The following is a 19,067-nucleotide window of genomic DNA, read 5'->3' on the forward strand; positions in this document are numbered from 1 at the left end:
AGCGCGCCGGCGCTTCTCAAAAATTGTCGGCAAAAAATCTTCGAAGCGTTTGTCGCGGCGGCCGTCAAGGCCGGCGGCGCGCTGGCGCACTCGCCGCTGGCGTTGCGGATTTTCGATATCGCATCCTCGCTCTGATCTTTGGACGCGCGAGGCTCTTACGTCCCTCGCGCGTCCCCGCGATGTTTCCTGAGAGTTCGCTACATCAGATGAAAAGCGTGCAAATCCAGCTTGGCATCATGAACTAACGAGGCGTCGAGCTGAATGTCAGCGTGCGGGGTGTCTGGCACGTTCGAAGAGAGGTGCAAAAGCGCATCCGCGACTGAGGCACCTTGCGGAGCGATGTGCGGGTCGTCGTTGTTGGTCAAGCTGCCTGCGCCGCCGCCGTTTCCAAACACGAAACCGTCTTTGACGGTGTCCACTAAGGCTTCAGGGTTGTGGTCTGCGACGAACTCGACACCGTGGGCGCTGCCGAATTTGAAACCCGGCGCATTGGCCGCGGAAACAAGGGCGGTGAATTTGCCCGTATGTGGGTCGACCTCGCCAAACGCATTGCCGACCGAGGCATAATAATCGTTGGGATTGAGGCCGGTCGCGTGAACCGTGAGCACCCGGTTGTCTGCGGTATCGGAAAGATAAAACGTTCCGGCGCTGGCGTCGACCTTGACCACGTCGTCGAGCCCGGCGCCCGCCGGTACGCCCTTCACCTGGGTGAACGAGACCGACTGATGCGCGGTGCCGGCATCATGCACATCGATGATGACCTGGTCGCTGCCGCTGGAGAATAGCAGATCGCCGTTCGGCGCGAGCTTGAGCGAGTCCGGATCATTCTGGGGAATGATCTCGGTCTTGCCGGTTTCGAGATTGAGGCCCATGTCGCCGAAGTGCAGGATCGCCTTGGTCTTGAGCGCACCATCCGGGTCGTTGCCGTTGGTCAACTGCACCAGGGTCGGATCGCCGGGATTTACGGGGTTGGTAAAGCTCATGAACTCCTTGCCGTGGGTGAACACGACGTCGTCGTAGCCTCGCGTCGCGGACGGGTCCGCATAAGACAAGGGCGCGCTTATCGTATGATCCTCGGGATTGATGACGCTCAGGGTGGAGTTGCCGTCCTGGTTCTGCAGCGCCCAGATATCGCCGGTGTACGGATCGAACTTCAGGCCATCGACGTAACCAGCGATCTGATAGCTGTGATCAATGTGGCCGCTGCGATCATATTCGACGACGGTGCTGTGACCCGACAGGCCGGTGGAATCGGCGCCGTTTGTATAGGCCACCCAAATGTCGCCATTCGCCACCGTGATCGAGTCGGGCGACTTGTCGCCAGCGGGCGCTACCGCCAAAGTCGAGATATGATCAACTTGGGCGATTTCGGCATTACGATCGGCGACGAACTCGACACCGTGGGCGCTGCCGAACTTGAAACCGGGCGCATTGGCGGCGGAAACAAGCGCGGTGAACTGGCCGGTCAGCGGATCGACCTCGCCAAACGCATCGCCGACCGAGGCATAATAATCGTTGGGGTTGAGGCCGGTGGCGTGAACCGTGAGCACCCGGTTATCCGCGGTGTCGGAAATATAGAACGTTCCGGCGCTGGCGTTGACCTTGACCACATCGTCGAGCCCGGCGCCCGCCGGTACGCCCTTCACCTGGGTGAAGGCGACTGTTTGGTGCGAGGTGCCGGCATCATGCACATCGATGATGACCTGGTCGCTTCCGCTAGAGAATAGCAGATCGCCATTCGGCGCGAGCTTGAGCGAGTCCGGATCATTCTGGGGAATGATCTCGGTCTTGCCGGTTTCGAGATTGAGGCCCATGTCGCCGAAGTGCAGGATCGCCTTGGTCTTGAGCGCACCGTCCGGGTCGTTGCCATTGGTCAACTGCACCAGGGTCGGATCGCCGGGATTTACGGGGTTGGTGAAGCTCATGAACTCCTTGCCGTGGGTGAACACGACGTCGTCGTAGCCCCGCGTCGATGAAGGATCCGCATAAGACAAGGGCGCGCTTACCGTATGATCCTCGGGATTGATGACGCTCAGGGTGGAGTTGCCGTCCTGGTTCTGCAGCGCCCAGATCTGACCGGTGTACGGATCGAACTTCAGGCCATCGACGTAACCAGCGATCTGATAGCTGTGATCAATGTGGCCGCTGCGATCATATTCGACGACGGTGCTGTGACCCGACAGGCCGGTGGAATCGGCGCCGTTTGTATAGGCCACCCAAATGTCGCCATTCGCCACCGTGATCGAGTCGGGCGACTTGTCGCCAGCGGGCGCTACCGCCATTGTGGAGATGTGATCGATTTGTGTCATGACAAAGTTCCTACGTTCGGCGTGGGCGTGATGCGATTGAGAGGCAATCACGTCGATGTAACCGCGATACGACACTTGCATTTCGCATTTTGCATTTCGCGATCTCGGGATCCGCCGCCCGCATTGGGGAAATTCCTTTCAAGCGGGTAACGTCGGTCACCACCCGCGACGTTTCGCAACGCGCGGCATTTGTTGACGGAAGCGCTATAAATTCCGCGCGCTGGCCGCGCATCGCGAAGTGCTGGTCTCCGCTCAGAATGAGATTCTCTTGTTCACGGACATCGATGAGCGACCTGAAGACGGGGCAGGCTGCGTGCGATGAACCGGGCCGACGTTCAGGTCAGTTCGCGCAGCCCGTCCTGCGTTTTGATGGTCGCCCGAAGTCGGGCGGTGGCACTGCTGATGGTGACGCGATCATCGCGGAACAGCGGCGCGAGGGTTTCGGTCAGTTCAGCGCTGTCCGGATGCGCGATGGAAAGACGCTCGAACCGGCAGCCCAGATCGGCCATCTGCGAGGCGGGGTGCGACGCCGGCGGCCATTCGATCAGCGTTGGAAAGGCGCCGCCGAACGGCATCGACCCATCGCGCGGGAATCATCGAGCGAAAACCAGCGCGTCCGCTGCGGCGTAGCGTCTGGATTCGGAGCAAGGATCTCCAGGAACATCGTCTCGTCGAGCCGCATGAGGGAGTTATGGGTTCCTATGAGAGGATGCCTACCGCCGGACGGGATGACTACACCCAGATACCGCCAGACATGCTCGACGCCCTGTTCGAGCGTCAGCGCTGCGATCGCGAAGTGATCCAGCGCCGCGCCGCCGGGCGGGCGGGTTTCGGTAACGTCATCAAAGGCTTCCAACTTCTTTAGATTCATGTATTTGGAGCATAATCCTGATATTCTGATGTAGAAAGCTCACAATCATCCCTGCTACTTTGCATGGGGTTGATTTCGATATTTTGTCGGAGCGGGGCCGCTCCTTGGTCCGCCTTACCAAATCACCGGCGATCAGCCGGAAAACCGGCCGTATTTCCTTGCTTATCGGCAGAATCCGGCTATATACCGCGCCATCTCACACGGAAGCATGGCTCTCAAAGGCCGTCCGGTGGCAACCGGGCCATAAGGCTCGTCTGCTCACACGCTTCCGGAGGAACCAACCGGAGAATTGAAACGATGTCGGTACCCGATTTTTCTATGCGCCAGCTGCTTGAAGCCGGCGTTCACTTTGGCCACCAATCCCACCGCTGGAATCCGAAAATGGCAGAGTTCATTTTCGGCGCCCGCAACAACATCCATATCATCGATCTCGCCCAGACCGTGCCGTTGCTGCATCGTGCGCTGACGGCGGTCTCGGACACCGTCGCCAAGGGCGGCCGTATCCTGTTCGTCGGCACCAAGCGCCAGGCGCAGGACGGCGTGGCCGAGGCTGCGAAGCGTTCGGCGCAGTACTTCGTCAATTCGCGCTGGCTCGGCGGCACGCTGACCAACTGGAAGACGATTTCGGGCTCGATCAAGCGCCTGCGTCACCTCGATGAGGTGCTCTCGTCGGGCGAAGCCAGCTCCTACACCAAGAAGGAGCGGCTGACGCTGCAGCGCGAGCGCGACAAGCTCGACCGTTCGCTCGGCGGCATCAAGGACATGGGCGGGCTTCCCGACATGATCTTCGTGATCGACACCAACAAGGAAGACATCGCGATCCAGGAAGCGCAGCGGCTCAACATTCCCGTTGCCGCGATCGTCGATACCAATTCCGACCCCAAGGGCATCACCTATGTGGTGCCGGGCAATGACGACGCCGGCCGCGCCATCTCGCTGTATTGCGACCTGGTGGCCCGCGCCGCTATCGACGGCATTTCGCGCGCGCAGGGTGAATCCGGGATCGATGCCGGCTCCTTCGCCAAGCCGGTCCAGGAGGAAGTTCCGGCCGCAGCGCAGCCGACCGGCTTCCAGGGTCTGGCCGGCCCGCGCGGCACCGCCGACAACCTCAAGAAGCTCACCGGCGTGTCGGGTGCGATCGAGAAGAAGTTCAACGACCTCGGCATCTTCCATTACTGGCAGCTCGCCGAGCTCGACCACGACACCGCGCACAAGATCGGTGAAGAGGTCGGACTTCCGAGCCGCGCCGATGGCTGGGTCGCCCAGGCCAAGACGCTGACCGCAGAAGCGGAATAACGGTAGCACCGGGTGGCCGGCTTTGTCGGCCACCGGTTCATTTTCCCGATACGGCATCCCGGTAGCTGACAGCGGCACGGCGCAAGGCGTGCGCCGCGCCCGCGGCTAACAGGCAAGAAGGATATCCAACGATGGCAACGATCTCTGCTGGCATGGTCAAGGAACTGCGCGAGTCGACCGGCGCAGGCATGATGGACTGCAAGGCGGCCCTCACCGAAACCGCCGGCGACATGACGGCGGCGCAGGATTGGCTACGCAAGAAGGGCCTGTCGAAGGCTGCCAAGAAGGCCGGCCGCGTCGCCGCGGAAGGCCTGATCGGCGCCGTGACCGCGGGCACCAAGGGTGTGGTCGTCGAAGTCAACTCCGAGACCGACTTCGTGGCCCGCAACGAGCAGTTCCAGGGCCTCGTCAAGATGATCGCCCAGGTCGCACTCAAGACCGGCGCCGACGTCGAGGCGATCAAGGCCGCCAAGGTCGGCGACGTCACCGTCGAGACCGCGATTTCGGATGCGATCGCGACCATCGGCGAAAACATGTCGTTGCGCCGTGCGGCCCTGCTCGAAGTCGGCAAGGGCGTGGTGTCGAGCTACGTCCATGGTGCGGTCATCGACGGCGCCGGCAAGATGGGCGTGCTGGTGGCGCTGGAGTCCACCGGCAAGACCGATGAGCTCGCGGTCCTCGGCCGCCAGTTGGCCATGCATGTCGCCGCCACCAATCCGCTGGCGCTCGATCCGGCCGGGCTCGATCCCGTGACCGTGAAGCGCGAAAAGGACGTGCTGGCCGACAAATATCGCCAGCAGGGCAAGGCCGAGAACATGATCGAGAAGATCGTCGAATCCGGTCTGAAGACCTATTACAAGGAAGTCTGCCTGCTCGAGCAGGCCTTCATCCACGATACCGGCAAGTCGGTTGCGCAGGCGGTCAAGGAAGCCGAGGGCAAAGTCGGCGGACCTGTGAAGATTACCGGTTTTGTGCGCTATGCTCTCGGTGAGGGAATCGAAAAGCAGGAATCCGATTTCGCAGCCGAAGTCGCGGCGGCCAGCGGCAAGAAATAACCGCTGTCAGAATAGGCTTCCGGCGCTTTGGCGCCGGGAGTTGTCTGCGCGGGCAAGGAAGCGAGCAGCAATGGCTGAGCCGGTCTACCGTCGCGTCGTGATCAAGCTCTCGGGCGAATTTCTCGCCGGCAGCCAGTCCTTCGGCATCGACCAGCCCACCATCGACCGCGTTGCCGACGACCTGATCGCAGCCCAGAAGCTCGGCGTCGAGCTCGCCGTCGTGATCGGCGGCGGCAATATCTTTCGCGGCGTCGAAGTTTCCGCTCGCGGCGTGTCGCGGCCGACCGGCGACACCATGGGCATGCTTGCCACCATGATGAACTGCCTGGCCCTGGAAGCCGCCATCGAGCGCAAGGGGAGGCCGGCGCGGACCCTGTCGGCGTTCGTGATGCCGGAGGTTTCCGAGCTGTTCACCCGCGGTGCAGCGCACAAATACCTCTCCGAGGGCCGAATCGTGCTGCTCGGCGGCGGAACGGGCAATCCGTTCTTCACCACCGACACCACGGCGGTGCTGCGGGCGGCCGAAATCGGTGCCGAGGCGGTGCTGAAGGCCACCAATGTCGATGGCGTCTACAGCGCCGATCCCAAAAAAGACCCGTCGGCCAGGCGTTTCGACCGGTTGACGCATTCTCAGGCCATCGAAGGTGGCTACAAGGTGATGGATGCAACTGCATTCGCGCTTGCCCGCGAGACATCGCTGCCTATCATCGTATTCTCGATCGCCGAGCCGGGTTCGATCGGCGCGATCCTGCGCGGTACCGGCCACGGCACGGTCGTCGCCGGCTGAAACGCCGGTACTGCTTCTAACCGCCGGCGCCAGAGATGCCGGCGGCTGGTTTTCTTGAGGAGGGGAGAGCGTAATGCCCACGCCAGGTTTTGACATCAACGAAGTGAAGCGCCGCATGCAAGGCGCCACGCAGGCGCTCAAGCACGAACTGGGCGGCTTGCGCACCGGCCGGGCGGCGGCGTCCATGCTGGAGCCGGTGCAGGTGGAAGCCTATGGCTCGCACATGCCGCTCAACCAGCTTGCAACCGTCAGCGTGCCGGAACCGCGGCTGCTGTCGGTACAGGTTTGGGACAAGTCGATGGTCAAGGCCGTGGAGAAGGCGATCGTCGATTCCAACCTCGGCCTGAGCCCCGCTACCGAAGGGCAGGTGCTGCGTCTTCGGATTCCGGAACTCAACGAGGAGCGCCGCAAGGAACTGGTGAAGGTCGCGCATAAGTATGCCGAAGCGGCCAAGGTCGCGGTTCGCCATGTCCGTCGCGACGGGATCGATACCGTCAAGAAACTCGAGAAGAATCACGAGATTTCCGAAGACGATCAGGAGCGCCTTGCCAACGACGTGCAGAAGGCGACCGACGCCATGATCGCTGAAATCGACCAGTTGCTTGCGGCCAAGGAAAAGGAAATCCTCACCGTTTGATAACTGAAGACCGAGACACTGCAATCGAGACACTGCAATCGAGGCTTTTGCGATCAAGACTTTGGGACTGACCCTGGAATTGAATGATGTCTAACGCCGCGGCCCCAGCAACAGAAGGATCGGATCGAACCGTTCCGTTGCATGTGGCGATCATCATGGATGGAAACGGGCGCTGGGCGGCGGCGCGCGGCCTGCCGCGCGCGGAAGGCCACCGCCGCGGCGTCGAGGCGTTGCGCCGCGTGGTTCGGGCCTCCCATGAACTCGGCGTGCTCTATCTGACGATCTTTTCGTTCAGCTCGGAGAACTGGTCGCGGCCGGCGACTGAAATCGGCGATCTGTTCGGCTTGCTGCGCCGTTTCATCCGCAACGATCTGGCGACACTGCATCGCGACGGCGTGCGCGTCCGCGTGATCGGCGAGCGCGAAGGGCTGGATTCCGACATCTGCGCGCTGCTCAACGAAGCCGAAGAGCTGACCAGGGCCAATACCAAGCTCAATCTCGTAGTCGCGTTCAACTACGGATCGCGCCAGGAGATCGCCAAGGCGGCCCAGCGGCTCGCGCGCGAAGTCGCCGAGGGCAAGCGCGATCCTGCATCTGTCGATGCCGACTCCCTCGGCCAGTATCTCGACACGCCCGATATCCCGGATCCCGACCTCATCATCCGCACCAGCGGCGAACAGCGGCTGTCGAACTTCCTGATGTGGCAGGCGGCCTACAGCGAGCTCGTATTCGTGCCGATCCACTGGCCGGATTTCGACAAGGCCGCGCTCGAAAGCGCGATTGCCGAATACGCCAGACGGGAACGCCGTTTCGGCGGCCTGGCCGCGAAAACCGGCTCGTGACCGAGGACGACGCCGCGCCGGCGGCAGCGAGCGAATCCAATTCGCGCAATCTCCTGATGCGTGTTCTCGTGGCCGCCGTGCTGATCCCGCTGGCGGTGGCGATCGCCTATGCCGGCGGCTGGCTTTGGACCGCGCTGGTAACGGCGGCCGCCATTGGTCTGTTCGTGGAATGGCTGGCCGTCGTCGGACTTGCGGGCGCGGTGGCGTTGGCGATCAGAGGCGGCGTTGCGTTGGCGTTGGGAGGGATTTGCTTCGCGGTTGGACGGATCGATGCCGCGTTGATTGTCCTCGCGATCGGCTTCGTCGCGGTCGGATCGACTGCGCCGGACCGGCGAGGCTGGGCAGCGGCCGGATTTTGCTATGCGGCGGCGGCCGAGATCGCCTCGGTGCTGCTGCGCCTCGATCCCGTCAAGGGTTTTGCCGCGCTGATATTCCTGCTGCTCATCGTCTGGGTGACCGATAGCGGCGGTTATTTCGCCGGCCGCGGCATTGGCGGCCCTAAACTCTGGCCGCAGGTCAGCCCGAAGAAGACCTGGGCGGGGGCGGTTGGTGGTTTCGCCGCCAGTCTTGCCGTGGCCTGCGGATTTGCGGCGTTCGATCTCGGCAGGACCGTCCCGCTGTTGGTCGCAGCGGCCATCCTCTCGGTCGCCTCCCAACTCGGCGATCTCTTCGAATCCGCCGTGAAGCGGCGCTTCGGCGTCAAGGATTCCAGCCACATCATTCCCGGCCATGGCGGGTTGATGGATCGTCTGGATGGGTTTGTCGCAGCCGTCGTCCTGGCGGCACTTTTCGGGTTCCTGCGCGGAGGCGCCGATGGCGTCGGCCGCGGTCTTATGGTTTGGTGAAACGATGAGCGCAGTTCCATTGCGTAACAACAAGGCCACGGCGTCCGCCGTGCGTACCGTGACGGTCCTCGGCGCCACCGGTTCCATCGGTGACAGCACCATGGATTTGCTGCGGGGCGCGCGCGACCGCTACGAGGTCGAGGCGCTGACGGCGAATTCCAACGTCGAGGGGCTTGCCAAGCTCGCGAAAGAATTCGGGGCGCGGTTTGCGGCGATCGCCGATCCCGCACGGCTCGGTGAGTTGAAGGCAGCGCTCGCCGGCACCCGCACCGAATGCGGCGCCGGCGAAAGCGCGATCATTGAAGCCGCCGCGCGTCCCGCCGACTGGGTGATGGCGGCCGTGAGCGGCGCGGCCGGACTCAAGCCCGCGCTGGCGGCGGTCGATCGGGGGGCTTCGGTCGCCCTGGCCAACAAGGAATGCCTGGTTTGCGCCGGCGATTTCTTCATGCAGCGCGCCGCCAAGGCAGGGGCCTGCATCCTGCCCGCGGATTCCGAGCATAACGCGCTGTTTCAGGCGCTGTCGTCCGGCAATCGCGAGGAACTGGTGCGCGTGATCATCACCGCGTCCGGCGGGCCGTTCCGCACCTGGGCCGCCGCCGACATCGAGCAGGCGACACTGGCGCAGGCGCTGAAGCATCCGAACTGGAGCATGGGCCAGAAGATCACCATCGATTCGGCCTCGATGATGAACAAGGGCCTCGAAGTCATCGAAGCCTCGTATCTGTTTGGCCTGAGCGCCGATGAAATCGACGTTCTCGTGCATCCGCAGTCGATCATTCACGGCATGGTCGAATTCACCGATCGTTCGGTGGTCGCCCAGCTCGGCGCGCCCGACATGCGGATTCCGATCGCGCATTGCCTGGGATGGCCGGATCGAATCGTCGGCCCGTCGGCAAGGCTGGATCTGGCCAAGATCGGACAATTGACGTTCGAGGCGCCGGATTTCGAGCGGTTCCCGGGACTCCGGCTGGCCTATGAGGCGCTGCGCACCGGCCGCGGCGCAACCACGGTGTTCAATGCGGCCAACGAGGTCGCGGTGGCGGCTTTTATGGCCGGCCAGATCAAATTCGGGGCGATCGCGCGCCTCGTCGAAGCCACCATGAACGACTGGATTCGCTCCGGAAATCTCGCGCCCTTGACCTCGGCCGACGACGCGATTGCCGTTGACCATAACGCGAGAAATAAAGCTGCCTCCCTATTGCCTCAAATTGCCTTAAAGGCATCCTAGAGGGTTAAGGACGGAGCCATCGGCTCGCGTCGAGGGGAATCGAATGTCTGAGTTTTTTCTACATAGTTTCAATACGTTGGGCCATGGGCTCATCGGGTATATCGTTCCCTTCCTGTTCGTCCTGACCATCGTCGTTTTCTTCCATGAGCTTGGCCACTTCCTGGTCGCTCGCTGGGCCGGCGTGAGGGTGTTGACGTTTTCGCTCGGTTTCGGGCCGGAGCTCGCCGGGTTCAACGACCGCCACGGCACCCGCTGGAAGATTTCGGCGATCCCGCTCGGCGGCTACGTCAAGTTCTTCGGTGACGAGTCGGAAGCCTCGACGCCTGCCTCGGCCGAGACGCTCGCCAGCATGTCCGACGAGGAGCGGGCGGGCTCATTCCATCACAAGAAGGTCGGTTCGCGCGCTGCCATCGTCGCCGCCGGTCCGATCGCGAATTTCATCCTGGCGATCGTGATCTTCACCTGCCTGTTCACCTTCTTCGGCAAACCCAGCACCACCGCGCGCGTCGACAAGGTCGAAGCCGGTAGCGCGGCAGCCGCAGCGGGCTTCCAGGTCGGCGACATCGTTACGGTGATCGATGGCAAGATCATCGGCAGCTTTTCCGACATGCAGCGGATCGTCAGCGTTCATGGCGGCGATACCCTGAACTTCACCATCAAGCGCGGCGATACCACGCTTCAATTGCGCGGCACGCCCGAGCAGCGGGAAGTGAAGGACTCGTTTGGAAACGCACATCGGCTCGGGGTCTTGGGCATTACCCGTGCGACCAATCCGGGCGACGTCGTGACCGAGCGGGTTGATCCCGCGACCGCGCTCTGGCTCGGCGTCAGGGAGACCTGGTTCGTGGTCGACCGTACGCTGGCCTATATCGGCGGCGTCTTCACCGGCCGCGAAGCCGCCGACCAGGTCGGCGGTCCGTTGCGGATCGCCCAGATCTCGGGGCAGGTCGCCACCATCGGCCTTGCCGCCCTGATTCAGCTCGCGGCGGTGCTGTCGATCTCGATCGGCCTGCTAAACCTGTTTCCGGTGCCCCTGCTGGATGGCGGTCACCTTCTGTTCTATGCGGTGGAAGCCATCCGGGGGCGTCCGCTGTCGGAGCGGGCCCAGGAAATGGGCTTCCGAATCGGACTGGGGTTGGTGCTGATGTTGATGGTGTTTGCGACCTATAACGACATCCTGCACCTGGCGGCATCGTGAAGCGGCTTTTTTGTGACGTTGCCCATCGGCAACGTCTTGGAATGAAAATGGAATCGCACGGCGATGCCCCGTTTGCCGCTCCGGCGAAATTGGCTACAAGCAATGCAGCAAATGGGAATCTGCCGGTTCGTAGGGGTGCGGGCCGGCCTTGGATGATAAGGGCGCTTTGCGCATGATGTTTGGAATGCGAGTGCGGGGGGGCTTGTTGGCCGCTCTGATCATGTTTGCCGCGCCGGCGGCCGCCACGCTGGCGGCTGTAGTGCTGGCTGCGCCGGCTGCGGCCCAGAACGTGGCGTCGATCACCGTGGAGGGGAACCGGCGCGTCGAGGTCGAGACCATTCGCTCCTATTTCAAGCCGGGCCCCGGTGGCCGGCTGACCCAGGCCGAGATCGACGATGGCCTGAAGGCACTGATCGAGACCGGCCTGTTCCAGGACGTCAGGATCAACCAGGCCGGCGGCCGGATCGTCGTGGTCGTGGTCGAAAACGCCGTGATCGGGCGCATCGCTTTCGAAGGCAACAAGAAGGTCAAGGACGAGCAGCTCTCGGCGGAAATCCAGTCCAAGCCGCGCGGCACGTTTTCGCGGCCGATGGTTCAGTCGGATGCCCAGCGTATCGCCGAAATCTACCGGCGTTCGGGCCGCTATGACGTGCGCGTCACCCCTGAAATCATCGAGCAGCCCAACAACCGCGTCGATCTCGTCTTCACGATTGCCGAAGGCGGCAAGACTGGTGTCAAATCGATCGAGTTCATCGGCAACGTTGCCTATTCGGCCTATCGCCTCAAGGACGTCATCAAGACGCGCGAATCCAACCTGCTGAGCTTCCTCGGCGGCGCCGACGTCTATGATCCCGACCGGGTCGAGGCCGACCGCGACCTGATTCGCCGCTTCTATCTCAAGCATGGCTTTGCCGACGTGCAGGTGGTGGCCGCGCTGACCGAATATGATCCGGAGCGGAAGGGCTTCCTCGTTACCTTCAAGATCGACGAAGGCCAGCAGTACCGCGTCGCGTCCGTCGATTTCCAGACCAGCATCGGCACGCTCGATACCGCCTCGATGCGCGGCTTCAGCCGGGTCTCTGTCGGTTCGCTTTACAACGCCGAAGCGCTGGAAAAATCGGTCGAGGAGATGCAGATCGAAGCCTCGCGGCGCGGCTATGCGTTCGCCATAGTGCGTCCGCGCGGCGACCGCAATTTCGAGCAGCACACCGTCTCGATCGTGTTCTCCATCGACGAAGGCCCGCGTACCTATATCGAGCGCATCAATATCCGCGGCAACACCCGCACCCGCGACTACGTGATTCGCCGCGAGTTCGACCTTTCCGAAGGCGACGCCTACAACCGCGCGCTGGTCGATCGCGCCGAGCGCCGGCTGAAGAATCTCGATTTCTTCAAGTCCGTGAAGATCGCGACCGAGCCCGGTTCGTCGACCGATCGCGTCATCCTGATCGTCGATCTGGAAGAGAAATCGACTGGCGACTTCTCGGTATCGGGTGGCTATTCCACGACCGACGGTGCGCTCGCCGAAGTCAGTATTTCCGAACGCAACTTCCTCGGCCGCGGCCTGTTTGCGAAGGCGTCGGTAACCTACGGCCAGTATGCGCGCGGCTACTCGCTGTCGTTCGTCGACCCCTATCTCTTGGATTACCGCGTTGCCCTCGGTCTCGACCTGTTCCAGCGCCAGCAACTGGCCAACAGCTACATCGCCTACGGCACCAAGACGCTGGGCTTCAGCCCGCGGCTGGGCTTCAGCCTGCGCGAAGACCTCTCTTTGCAACTGCGCTATTCGATTTATCAGCAGCAAATCCAGCTGCCGAGCAACCTCGCAAACTGTAACAACAACCCCAACAACGGACTGCTCGCCTTCAACCCGTCGCCGGCCTATGCGAATCTGAACGGGCTTCCCAACGGAGGCACCACGACCGTCGGTGGCCAGACCGCCACCGACACGTCGGGTACCGGCCTATGGTGCTACAGCGATGGCGAAGCTTCGCTGCCGGTCCGCAAGGAACTGCAGAGCGGCCAAACCCTGACCTCGTCGGTCGGTTATTCGCTGAACTACAACACGCTCGACAACAACAAGAACCCGACCGACGGTCTGTTGATCGACTGGAAGCAGGACTTCGCCGGCCTCGGCGGCGACGTGAAGTACGTCAAGTCGGCGATCGATGCGAAGTACTACACCCCGCTGGTCGCCGACGTCGTCGGATTGATCCACCTCCAGGGCGGCATGCTCAACCAGTTCGGCGGCAGCGAGCTGCGCATGCTCGATCACTTCCAGATGGGCCCGAATCTCGTCCGCGGCTTTGCCCCGAACGGTATCGGCCCGCGCGATATCAACCCCTTCGGCACCGGCGACGCGCTCGGCGGCACCAAGTACTGGGGCGCGTCGATGGAATTGCAGATGCCGTTCTGGTTCCTGCCGAAGGAAGTCGGACTCAAGGGCTCGGTCTATGCCGACGCCGGCGGGCTGTTTGACTACAAGGGCCCGACATCTTGGGCGCAGACGGGCGAAGTCAATGTGGCTGGATGCCGGCCGGCGCGGACGAACTCGCCGACCGACGCCGGTACCTGTCTGGGCCTACAGTACGACAGCGGCAATGTCGTCCGCACCTCGGTCGGTGTCGGTCTGATCTGGGCGTCGCCGTTCGGTCCGCTGCGCTTCGACTACGCGGTTCCGCTTACCAAGGGTCAGTTCGACCGCGTGCAGCAATTCAAGTTTGGCGGCGGAACATCGTTCTAACTCCGATTACCGGCCGGACTGCGACGGATGGAATGGCGCAGCCGATATTCTTCAAACAACCCCCTTCGTCGACGCTGGCCGAGATCGCCGCGCTGACGAAGGCGGTATTGGTTGACCCTGCGCTCGGCGACCGGAAAATCAGGGGACTGGCTTCGCTGGACGAAGCTGGCCCCATGCATCTGGCATTCTTCGACAACCTCAAATATGCCGATCAGCTCGCCGCGACCAGGGCCGGCGCCTGCCTGGTCAGCCCGCGTTTCGAAGCCAGGGTGCCGGCCCATGTCGCGGTCCTGCGGGCCGCGCAGCCGTTCCGCGCCTTCGTCAGCCTCGCGCGCGAATGGCACGCCGATGCGCTGCGCCCGCAGACCTGGTTCGACAATGGCGGCATCGCGCCGTCAGCCATCATCGACGCGTCAGCCCATCTGGAAGACGGCGTGATCGTCGATCCGCTGGCCGTGATCGGCCCGCGGGTCGAGATCGGCGCCGGCACGGTGATCGGCGCTGGCGCCGTGATCGGCGCCGACGTCAGGATCGGCCGGGACTGCAATGTCGGCGCGCGTACTGCGATCCAGTTTGCGCTGATCGGCAACAACGTCCTGATACATCCCGGCTGCAACATCGGGCAGGACGGCTTCGGCTTCATCTTCTTCGGCCCCGACGGCCATCTGAAGGTGCCGCAGACCGGCCGCGTCCTGATCCAGAACAACGTCGAGGTCGGCGCCGGCACCAGCATCGACCGCGGCAGCCTGCGCGATACCGTGATCGGCGAGGGCACCAAGATCGACAATCAGGTCCAGATCGGCCACAATGTCACCATCGGCAGGCACTGCCTGCTCGCAGCCCAGATCGGGCTCGCAGGCAGCCTGACGATCGGCGACAATGTCGCGCTCGGCGCTAAGGTGGGCATCAACAACCACCTCAAGATCGGCGACGGCGCCCAGGTGACCGCGATGAGCGCGGTCAAGGACGACATCCCGCCCAACGGCCGCTGGGGCGGCCATTTTGCCAAACCGACCAAACAATGGTTTAGGGAGATCATTGCAGTGGAGCGGCTGGTACGCGACGCCACGGCCGACACCAAGGACGAGGGACGGGAATGATCGAGGAGGCACCGGTCAGGTTTGAGCTCGTGGATATCAACGAGATCCTCAAGACGCTGCCGCACCGTTATCCGATGCTGCTGATCGACCGGGTGAAGAATATCCGGACCGATTACAGCGGTATTGGCATCAAGAACGTCACCTTCAACGAACCGCCGTTTCTCGGGCATTTTCCGGAACGGCCGGTCTATCCCGGCGTGATGATGATCGAGGCCATGGCGCAGACCGCCGGCGTCATCGGCATCAAGTCGGTCGAGGGCACCGAGAAGCCGCGCGCGGTTTATTTCCTCACCATCGATAAGTGCAAGTTTCGCAAGCCCGTGATGCCCGGCGACACCGTCGAGTATCACATGCGCTCGATCGGCCGCCGCAAGACCATGTGGTGGTTTCACGGCGATGCCAAGGTGGACGGCACTGTCGTCGCCGAGGCCGATGTCGGTGCGATGCTGACGGACTGATCAGGCTCGCGCGCGAACGCTAGCTACCGGGAGGCCGCTTGATCCGGCAGCCGTAACGTCCGTCCGGCGCCGATCCCCTGATGTTCTGATTGAAGAACTGGCCCATCGACGGCGCGCCCATGAAGCCGTCGAATGTTTCAGGCGGAAGTTCGCAAAATCGATCGTAGCCGCCCTTGATGCCGACGATCATGGCGCATTGCGCGCGGTCGTAGCAGACGCGCTGGATCATGGTGCTACGATTGATATCCCGGCACTCGAACGTCCCGAGATCGACCGGGCCGCTATCCCGCACCTCCACCGTCTCCGTGCCGGCCGGCGCGGTTAGCAGAAGCAGGATGAAGCTCGTCGCCGCCCGGATCATGGTGTTGTGCGCATATCGACACGGGATTTCGTGCCAGCTGATTCCGATTCAATCAGAACCGGGGCTTCAATCAAATCTGTTTTTGTTCTGCTGGAACGAACAGGGGGTGTGTTTTCACGCTGCCATGTCCGCTTAACATTCTCTTACTGAAGCACTTCATCGCTTCGATGTGGACGATTGTTTTTGCGGACGTCGTGAGAGCGGGCGCTGTGCCTTTTCTTCTCGCCTTCCTGACGGGACATCGATCGTGCTCTTGCCAGCTTCGCAACACGGCGTAACCATACGTCACTGGACAGCGCCGGAATGTCACGCTAACCAGCGGAAAATACGGCATATTCCCCCGACCCTTACTGGCTTGAAGCGGACTTTTGGTTAATGAGCATGATCGATCCCACCGCGCGGATTGAAGATGGCGCCGTGATCGGCGAGGGCACCTCGGTCGGTCCCTATTGCATCATCGGGCCCAGCGTCGTCATCGGCGCGAATTGCAGGCTGATCGCGCATGTTCATGTCACCGCGCAGACCACGATCGGCGACGGCTGCATCATCTATCCGTTCGTCTCGCTCGGCACCCCGCCGCAAAGCCTGAGCTATCGCGGCGAACTGACCCGGCTCGAGATCGGCGCCGGCTGCACCATCCGCGAATCCGTCACCATGAACGCCGGCACGGTCGCGGGCGGCGGCGTGACGCGGGTCGGCGAGCGCGGCTACTTCATGAACTGCAGCCATGTCGGGCACGATTGCCAGGTCGGCAATGACGTGATCTTCGCGACCTCGGCGACGCTGGGCGGTCACTGCGAGATCGGCGACTTCGTCTTCATCGGCGGGCTGTCGGCGGTGCATCAGTTCACGCGGATCGGGCCGCAGGTGATGGTCGGCGGCGTCTGCGGCGTGCGCGGTGACGTCATTCCGTTCGGCCTCGTCAACGGCCAGTATGCGAGCCTCGAAGGTCTCAACATCATCGGCATGAAGCGCCGCAAGTTCACCAAGGAGCGCCTCGTCAAAGTGCGGTCGTTCTATCAAAAGCTGTTTCACGGCCCCGGCATTTTTGCCGAGCGCCTGACCTCGGTGCAGCCGCAGGCCGCAGACGATCCTGCGATCGCGGAAATTCTCGCCTTCATCGATCACGGCAAGCATCGCGCGCTGTGCCTTCCCGCCGACGACGGCAACAAGTCTTGATGACGGGATCGCCGCAGCCATGACGTCAGCGGCCCCGGAAATTTCCTCGCCGGTCGGCGTCATTGCGGGCGGCGGCGCCATGCCGTTCGCGGTCGCGGACTCGCTGCAGAAGCGCGGCATCGCGCCGGTACTGTTTGCCTTGCGCGGCGCCTGCGATCCCGTGGCCGTGGAACGCTTTCGGCATCACTGGATTTCAGTCGGACAACTCGGCCGCGCCATAAAACTGTTCCGCAGCGAGGGCTGCCGCGACCTGATCTTCATCGGCTCGCTTTTGCGGCCGGCGCTGTCGGAGATCAGGCTGGACCTCGGCACGATCAGCCGGATCGGCTCTATCATGTCGGCGTTTCGGGGTGGCGACGACCATCTGTTGTCGGGGATCGGCCGCATCTTCGAACAGGACGGCTTTCGGATGGTCGGCATAAGGGACGTCGCCCCGGATATTCTGATTCCGGAGGGGACCATCGCCCGCGCCACGCCCGATCCGGCGGCCAGCGCCGATATCGAGAGGGGACGGCAGGTGCTCCGCGCGCTCGGTCCCTTCGACATTGGTCAGGCCGTGGTCGTGATCGACGGCCACGTCGTGGCGGTCGAGGACATCGAGGGCACGGACGGTTTGCTGGCACGCGTGGCGCGCCTGCGGGAGGCGGGCCGCATCCGTGCCAGCCGTGGCCGGGGTGTGCTGGTGAAGGCCCCCAAGAGTAGCCAGGATCTGCGCTTCGACCTTCCGGCGGTGGGCCCCAAAACCGTCGAAGGCGTGGCCAAAGCCGGGCTCGCCGGCATGGCCGTCATCGCCGGCAACACCATTGCCGCGGAATCGCAGGAAATGATCGCCGCTGCCGACAAGGCCGGGGTTTTCATCCAGGGCCTGCCAGCGTGACGCCGGGACGCGCGGCCGCTGAGACCGGGCGGAAGGTTTTTCTGATCGCAACCGAGGAATCCGGCGACCGCCTTGGCGCCGCTCTGATGAAGATACTGCGCCAGCGTCTTGGTGGCGCGGTGCGGTTTGAGGGAGTCGGCGGCCGCGCGATGGCACGCGAAGGTCTGGATTCGCTGTTTCCGATCGAGGAGCTCTCGATCATCGGGCTCGCCGCCGTTGTGAAGCAGCTGCCGAAGATCCTGCGGCTGATCCGCCAAACCGCCGCCGCCGTGACCGAGGCCGCGCCGGATGTCCTCGTCATCATCGATAGTCCCGACTTTACCCACCGCGTCGCCCGGCGTGTTCGCGCCCGCGATGTCAGGATCCCGATCGTCGATTACGTCTCGCCCTCGGTCTGGGCGTGGCGGCCGGGCCGGGCGCGGGCGATGCGGACCTATGTCGATCATGTGCTGGCCCTGCTGCCGTTCGAGCCCGAGGCCTATCGCAGGCTTCATGGGCCGCCTTGCAGCTATGTCGGGCATCCCCTGACCGAGCAACTGGCGTCGCTGCGGCCGAACGTCGACGAGGCGAGGCGGCGCGACGAGGCGCCGCCGGTGCTTCTGGTGCTGCCGGGAAGCCGCCGCAGCGAAATTCGCCACCACATGGCCGACTTCGGCGCGACGCTTGGACGGCTGGCCGAGCAGGGCGTGGCGTTCGAACCCGTGCTGCCGACCATGCCGCATCTGCAGGAGGCGGTCGCGGACGGGATCAAGGCCTGGCCGGTGCAGCCCCGCGTCGTGATCGGCGAGCAGGAGAAGCGGGCGGCGTTCCGGATCGCGCATGCGGCGCTGGCGAAGTCCGGCACGGTGACGCTCGAGCTGGCGCTGGCAGGCGTGCCGATGGTCACGGCCTATCGGACCGGCGCGATGGAGGCCTGGATATTGCGGCGGGCGATCAAGGTGAATTCGGTGATATTGGCTAATCTCGTCGTCGGCGAGAATGTGGTGCCCGAATTCCTGCAGGAAGACTGCACGCCGGAAAAGCTGGCCGCGGCGCTGCGCGACTTGCTTGGCGATTCAGTGCTGCGGCGGAAACAGGTCGAGGCGTTTGGCAAAATCGACGGGATCATGTCGACCGGCAACGCACCGCCCAGCGTCCGGGCGGCCGACATCGTGCTCGCGACCATGCGCGAGGCACGGCGCTAGGAGGTTGCGTAGGGTGGGCAAAGGCGCTCTTGCGCCGTGCCCACCATTATTGATCGTGGTCCTCAATGGTGGGCACGCTACGCTTTGCCCACCCTAC

16 protein-coding genes and 1 pseudogene are annotated in these 19,067 nt (G+C 63.2%); 14 read left to right on the top strand and 3 right to left on the bottom strand.

Annotated elements, in window-relative coordinates; genetic code table 11:
* Nucleotides 1–197 precede the first annotated feature (197 nt).
* Both BLR13_RS35500 and BLR13_RS35510 read right to left on the bottom strand, forming a co-directional pair.
* Nucleotides 198–2,309: a RidA family protein gene (locus BLR13_RS35500; protein ID WP_143039883.1), complete on the bottom strand. Its 2,112-nt coding sequence runs from the start codon at nucleotides 2,307–2,309 to the stop codon at nucleotides 198–200.
* Nucleotides 2,310–2,644: 335 nt separating this feature from the next.
* A pseudogene (locus BLR13_RS35510) lies at nucleotides 2,645–3,180 on the bottom strand (VOC family protein).
* Between the two features lie 297 nt (nucleotides 3,181–3,477).
* On the opposite strand from BLR13_RS35510, the gene BLR13_RS35515 reads away from it, so the two are divergent.
* The 11 genes from BLR13_RS35515 (at nucleotide 3,478) to fabZ (ending at nucleotide 15,369) form a co-directional block, all read left to right on the top strand.
* Entirely contained in the window at nucleotides 3,478–4,476 is a 999-nt protein-coding gene (locus BLR13_RS35515; RefSeq protein WP_074832728.1) for a 30S ribosomal protein S2, read from the top strand.
* Nucleotides 4,477–4,607: 131 nt separating this feature from the next.
* Nucleotides 4,608–5,531 (top strand): translation elongation factor Ts, encoded by a 924-nt coding sequence (tsf, locus tag BLR13_RS35520; RefSeq protein WP_074832731.1) that lies wholly within the window; start codon nucleotides 4,608–4,610, stop codon nucleotides 5,529–5,531.
* A gap of 70 nt (nucleotides 5,532–5,601) precedes the next feature.
* The gene (gene pyrH, locus BLR13_RS35525; protein WP_074832732.1) at nucleotides 5,602–6,318 is read left to right on the top strand and encodes a UMP kinase; all 717 of its coding nucleotides are present in this window, start codon (nucleotides 5,602–5,604) and stop codon (nucleotides 6,316–6,318) included.
* Nucleotides 6,319–6,391: 73 nt separating this feature from the next.
* On the top strand, nucleotides 6,392–6,955 hold the full coding sequence (gene frr / locus BLR13_RS35530) for a ribosome recycling factor (protein ID WP_074832735.1): 564 nt from the start codon (nucleotides 6,392–6,394) through the stop codon (nucleotides 6,953–6,955).
* Nucleotides 6,956–7,041: 86 nt separating this feature from the next.
* Nucleotides 7,042–7,797, top strand: a complete 756-nt coding sequence (locus BLR13_RS35535) for an isoprenyl transferase (RefSeq protein ID WP_074832840.1) — start codon at nucleotides 7,042–7,044, stop codon at nucleotides 7,795–7,797.
* Entirely contained in the window at nucleotides 7,794–8,642 is an 849-nt protein-coding gene (locus BLR13_RS35540) for a phosphatidate cytidylyltransferase (RefSeq protein ID WP_074832738.1), read from the top strand. Before BLR13_RS35535 ends, BLR13_RS35540 begins: the two co-directional genes overlap by 4 nt.
* Nucleotides 8,643–8,646: 4 nt before the next feature.
* Nucleotides 8,647–9,870 (top strand): 1-deoxy-D-xylulose-5-phosphate reductoisomerase, encoded by a 1,224-nt coding sequence (gene dxr / locus BLR13_RS35545; protein ID WP_074832741.1) that lies wholly within the window; start codon nucleotides 8,647–8,649, stop codon nucleotides 9,868–9,870.
* A gap of 43 nt (nucleotides 9,871–9,913) precedes the next feature.
* Entirely contained in the window at nucleotides 9,914–11,068 is a 1,155-nt protein-coding gene (gene rseP, locus BLR13_RS35550; RefSeq protein WP_074832744.1) for an RIP metalloprotease RseP, read from the top strand.
* A 172-nt stretch (nucleotides 11,069–11,240) separates the two neighbouring features.
* Nucleotides 11,241–13,811 carry an outer membrane protein assembly factor BamA gene (bamA, locus tag BLR13_RS35555; protein WP_074832843.1) on the top strand — a complete coding sequence of 857 codons (2,571 nt, stop codon included), beginning with the start codon at nucleotides 11,241–11,243 and terminating at the stop codon, nucleotides 13,809–13,811.
* A gap of 32 nt (nucleotides 13,812–13,843) precedes the next feature.
* On the top strand, nucleotides 13,844–14,911 hold the full coding sequence (lpxD, locus tag BLR13_RS35560) for a UDP-3-O-(3-hydroxymyristoyl)glucosamine N-acyltransferase (RefSeq protein ID WP_074832747.1): 1,068 nt from the start codon (nucleotides 13,844–13,846) through the stop codon (nucleotides 14,909–14,911).
* On the top strand, nucleotides 14,908–15,369 hold the full coding sequence (gene fabZ / locus BLR13_RS35565; protein ID WP_074832750.1) for a 3-hydroxyacyl-ACP dehydratase FabZ: 462 nt from the start codon (nucleotides 14,908–14,910) through the stop codon (nucleotides 15,367–15,369). The genes lpxD and fabZ overlap by 4 nt, the downstream gene beginning before the upstream one ends.
* Nucleotides 15,370–15,388: 19 nt before the next feature.
* Here the strand turns inward: fabZ and BLR13_RS35570 are convergent, their stop codons facing one another.
* Entirely contained in the window at nucleotides 15,389–15,730 is a 342-nt protein-coding gene (locus BLR13_RS35570; protein ID WP_074832752.1) for a KTSC domain-containing protein, read from the bottom strand.
* Nucleotides 15,731–16,105: 375 nt separating this feature from the next.
* Between BLR13_RS35570 and lpxA the strand changes: the two genes are divergently transcribed.
* Genes lpxA through lpxB form a run of 3 tightly spaced genes read left to right on the top strand, consistent with a single transcriptional unit; the run spans nucleotide 16,106 to nucleotide 18,970 of the window.
* Nucleotides 16,106–16,909, top strand: a complete 804-nt coding sequence (gene lpxA, locus BLR13_RS35575; protein ID WP_074832755.1) for an acyl-ACP--UDP-N-acetylglucosamine O-acyltransferase — start codon at nucleotides 16,106–16,108, stop codon at nucleotides 16,907–16,909.
* 19 nt (nucleotides 16,910–16,928) lie between these two features.
* Nucleotides 16,929–17,786: an LpxI family protein gene (locus tag BLR13_RS35580; protein ID WP_074832759.1), complete on the top strand. Its 858-nt coding sequence runs from the start codon at nucleotides 16,929–16,931 to the stop codon at nucleotides 17,784–17,786.
* On the top strand, nucleotides 17,783–18,970 hold the full coding sequence (gene lpxB / locus BLR13_RS35585) for a lipid-A-disaccharide synthase (RefSeq protein ID WP_074832762.1): 1,188 nt from the start codon (nucleotides 17,783–17,785) through the stop codon (nucleotides 18,968–18,970). The genes BLR13_RS35580 and lpxB overlap by 4 nt, the downstream gene beginning before the upstream one ends.
* The last annotated feature ends 97 nt before the right edge of the window (nucleotides 18,971–19,067 follow it).

The sequence above is a fragment of the Bradyrhizobium ottawaense genome, assembly GCF_900099825.1.
GTDB classification, from domain to species: Bacteria; Pseudomonadota; Alphaproteobacteria; order Rhizobiales; family Xanthobacteraceae; genus Bradyrhizobium; species Bradyrhizobium ottawaense_A.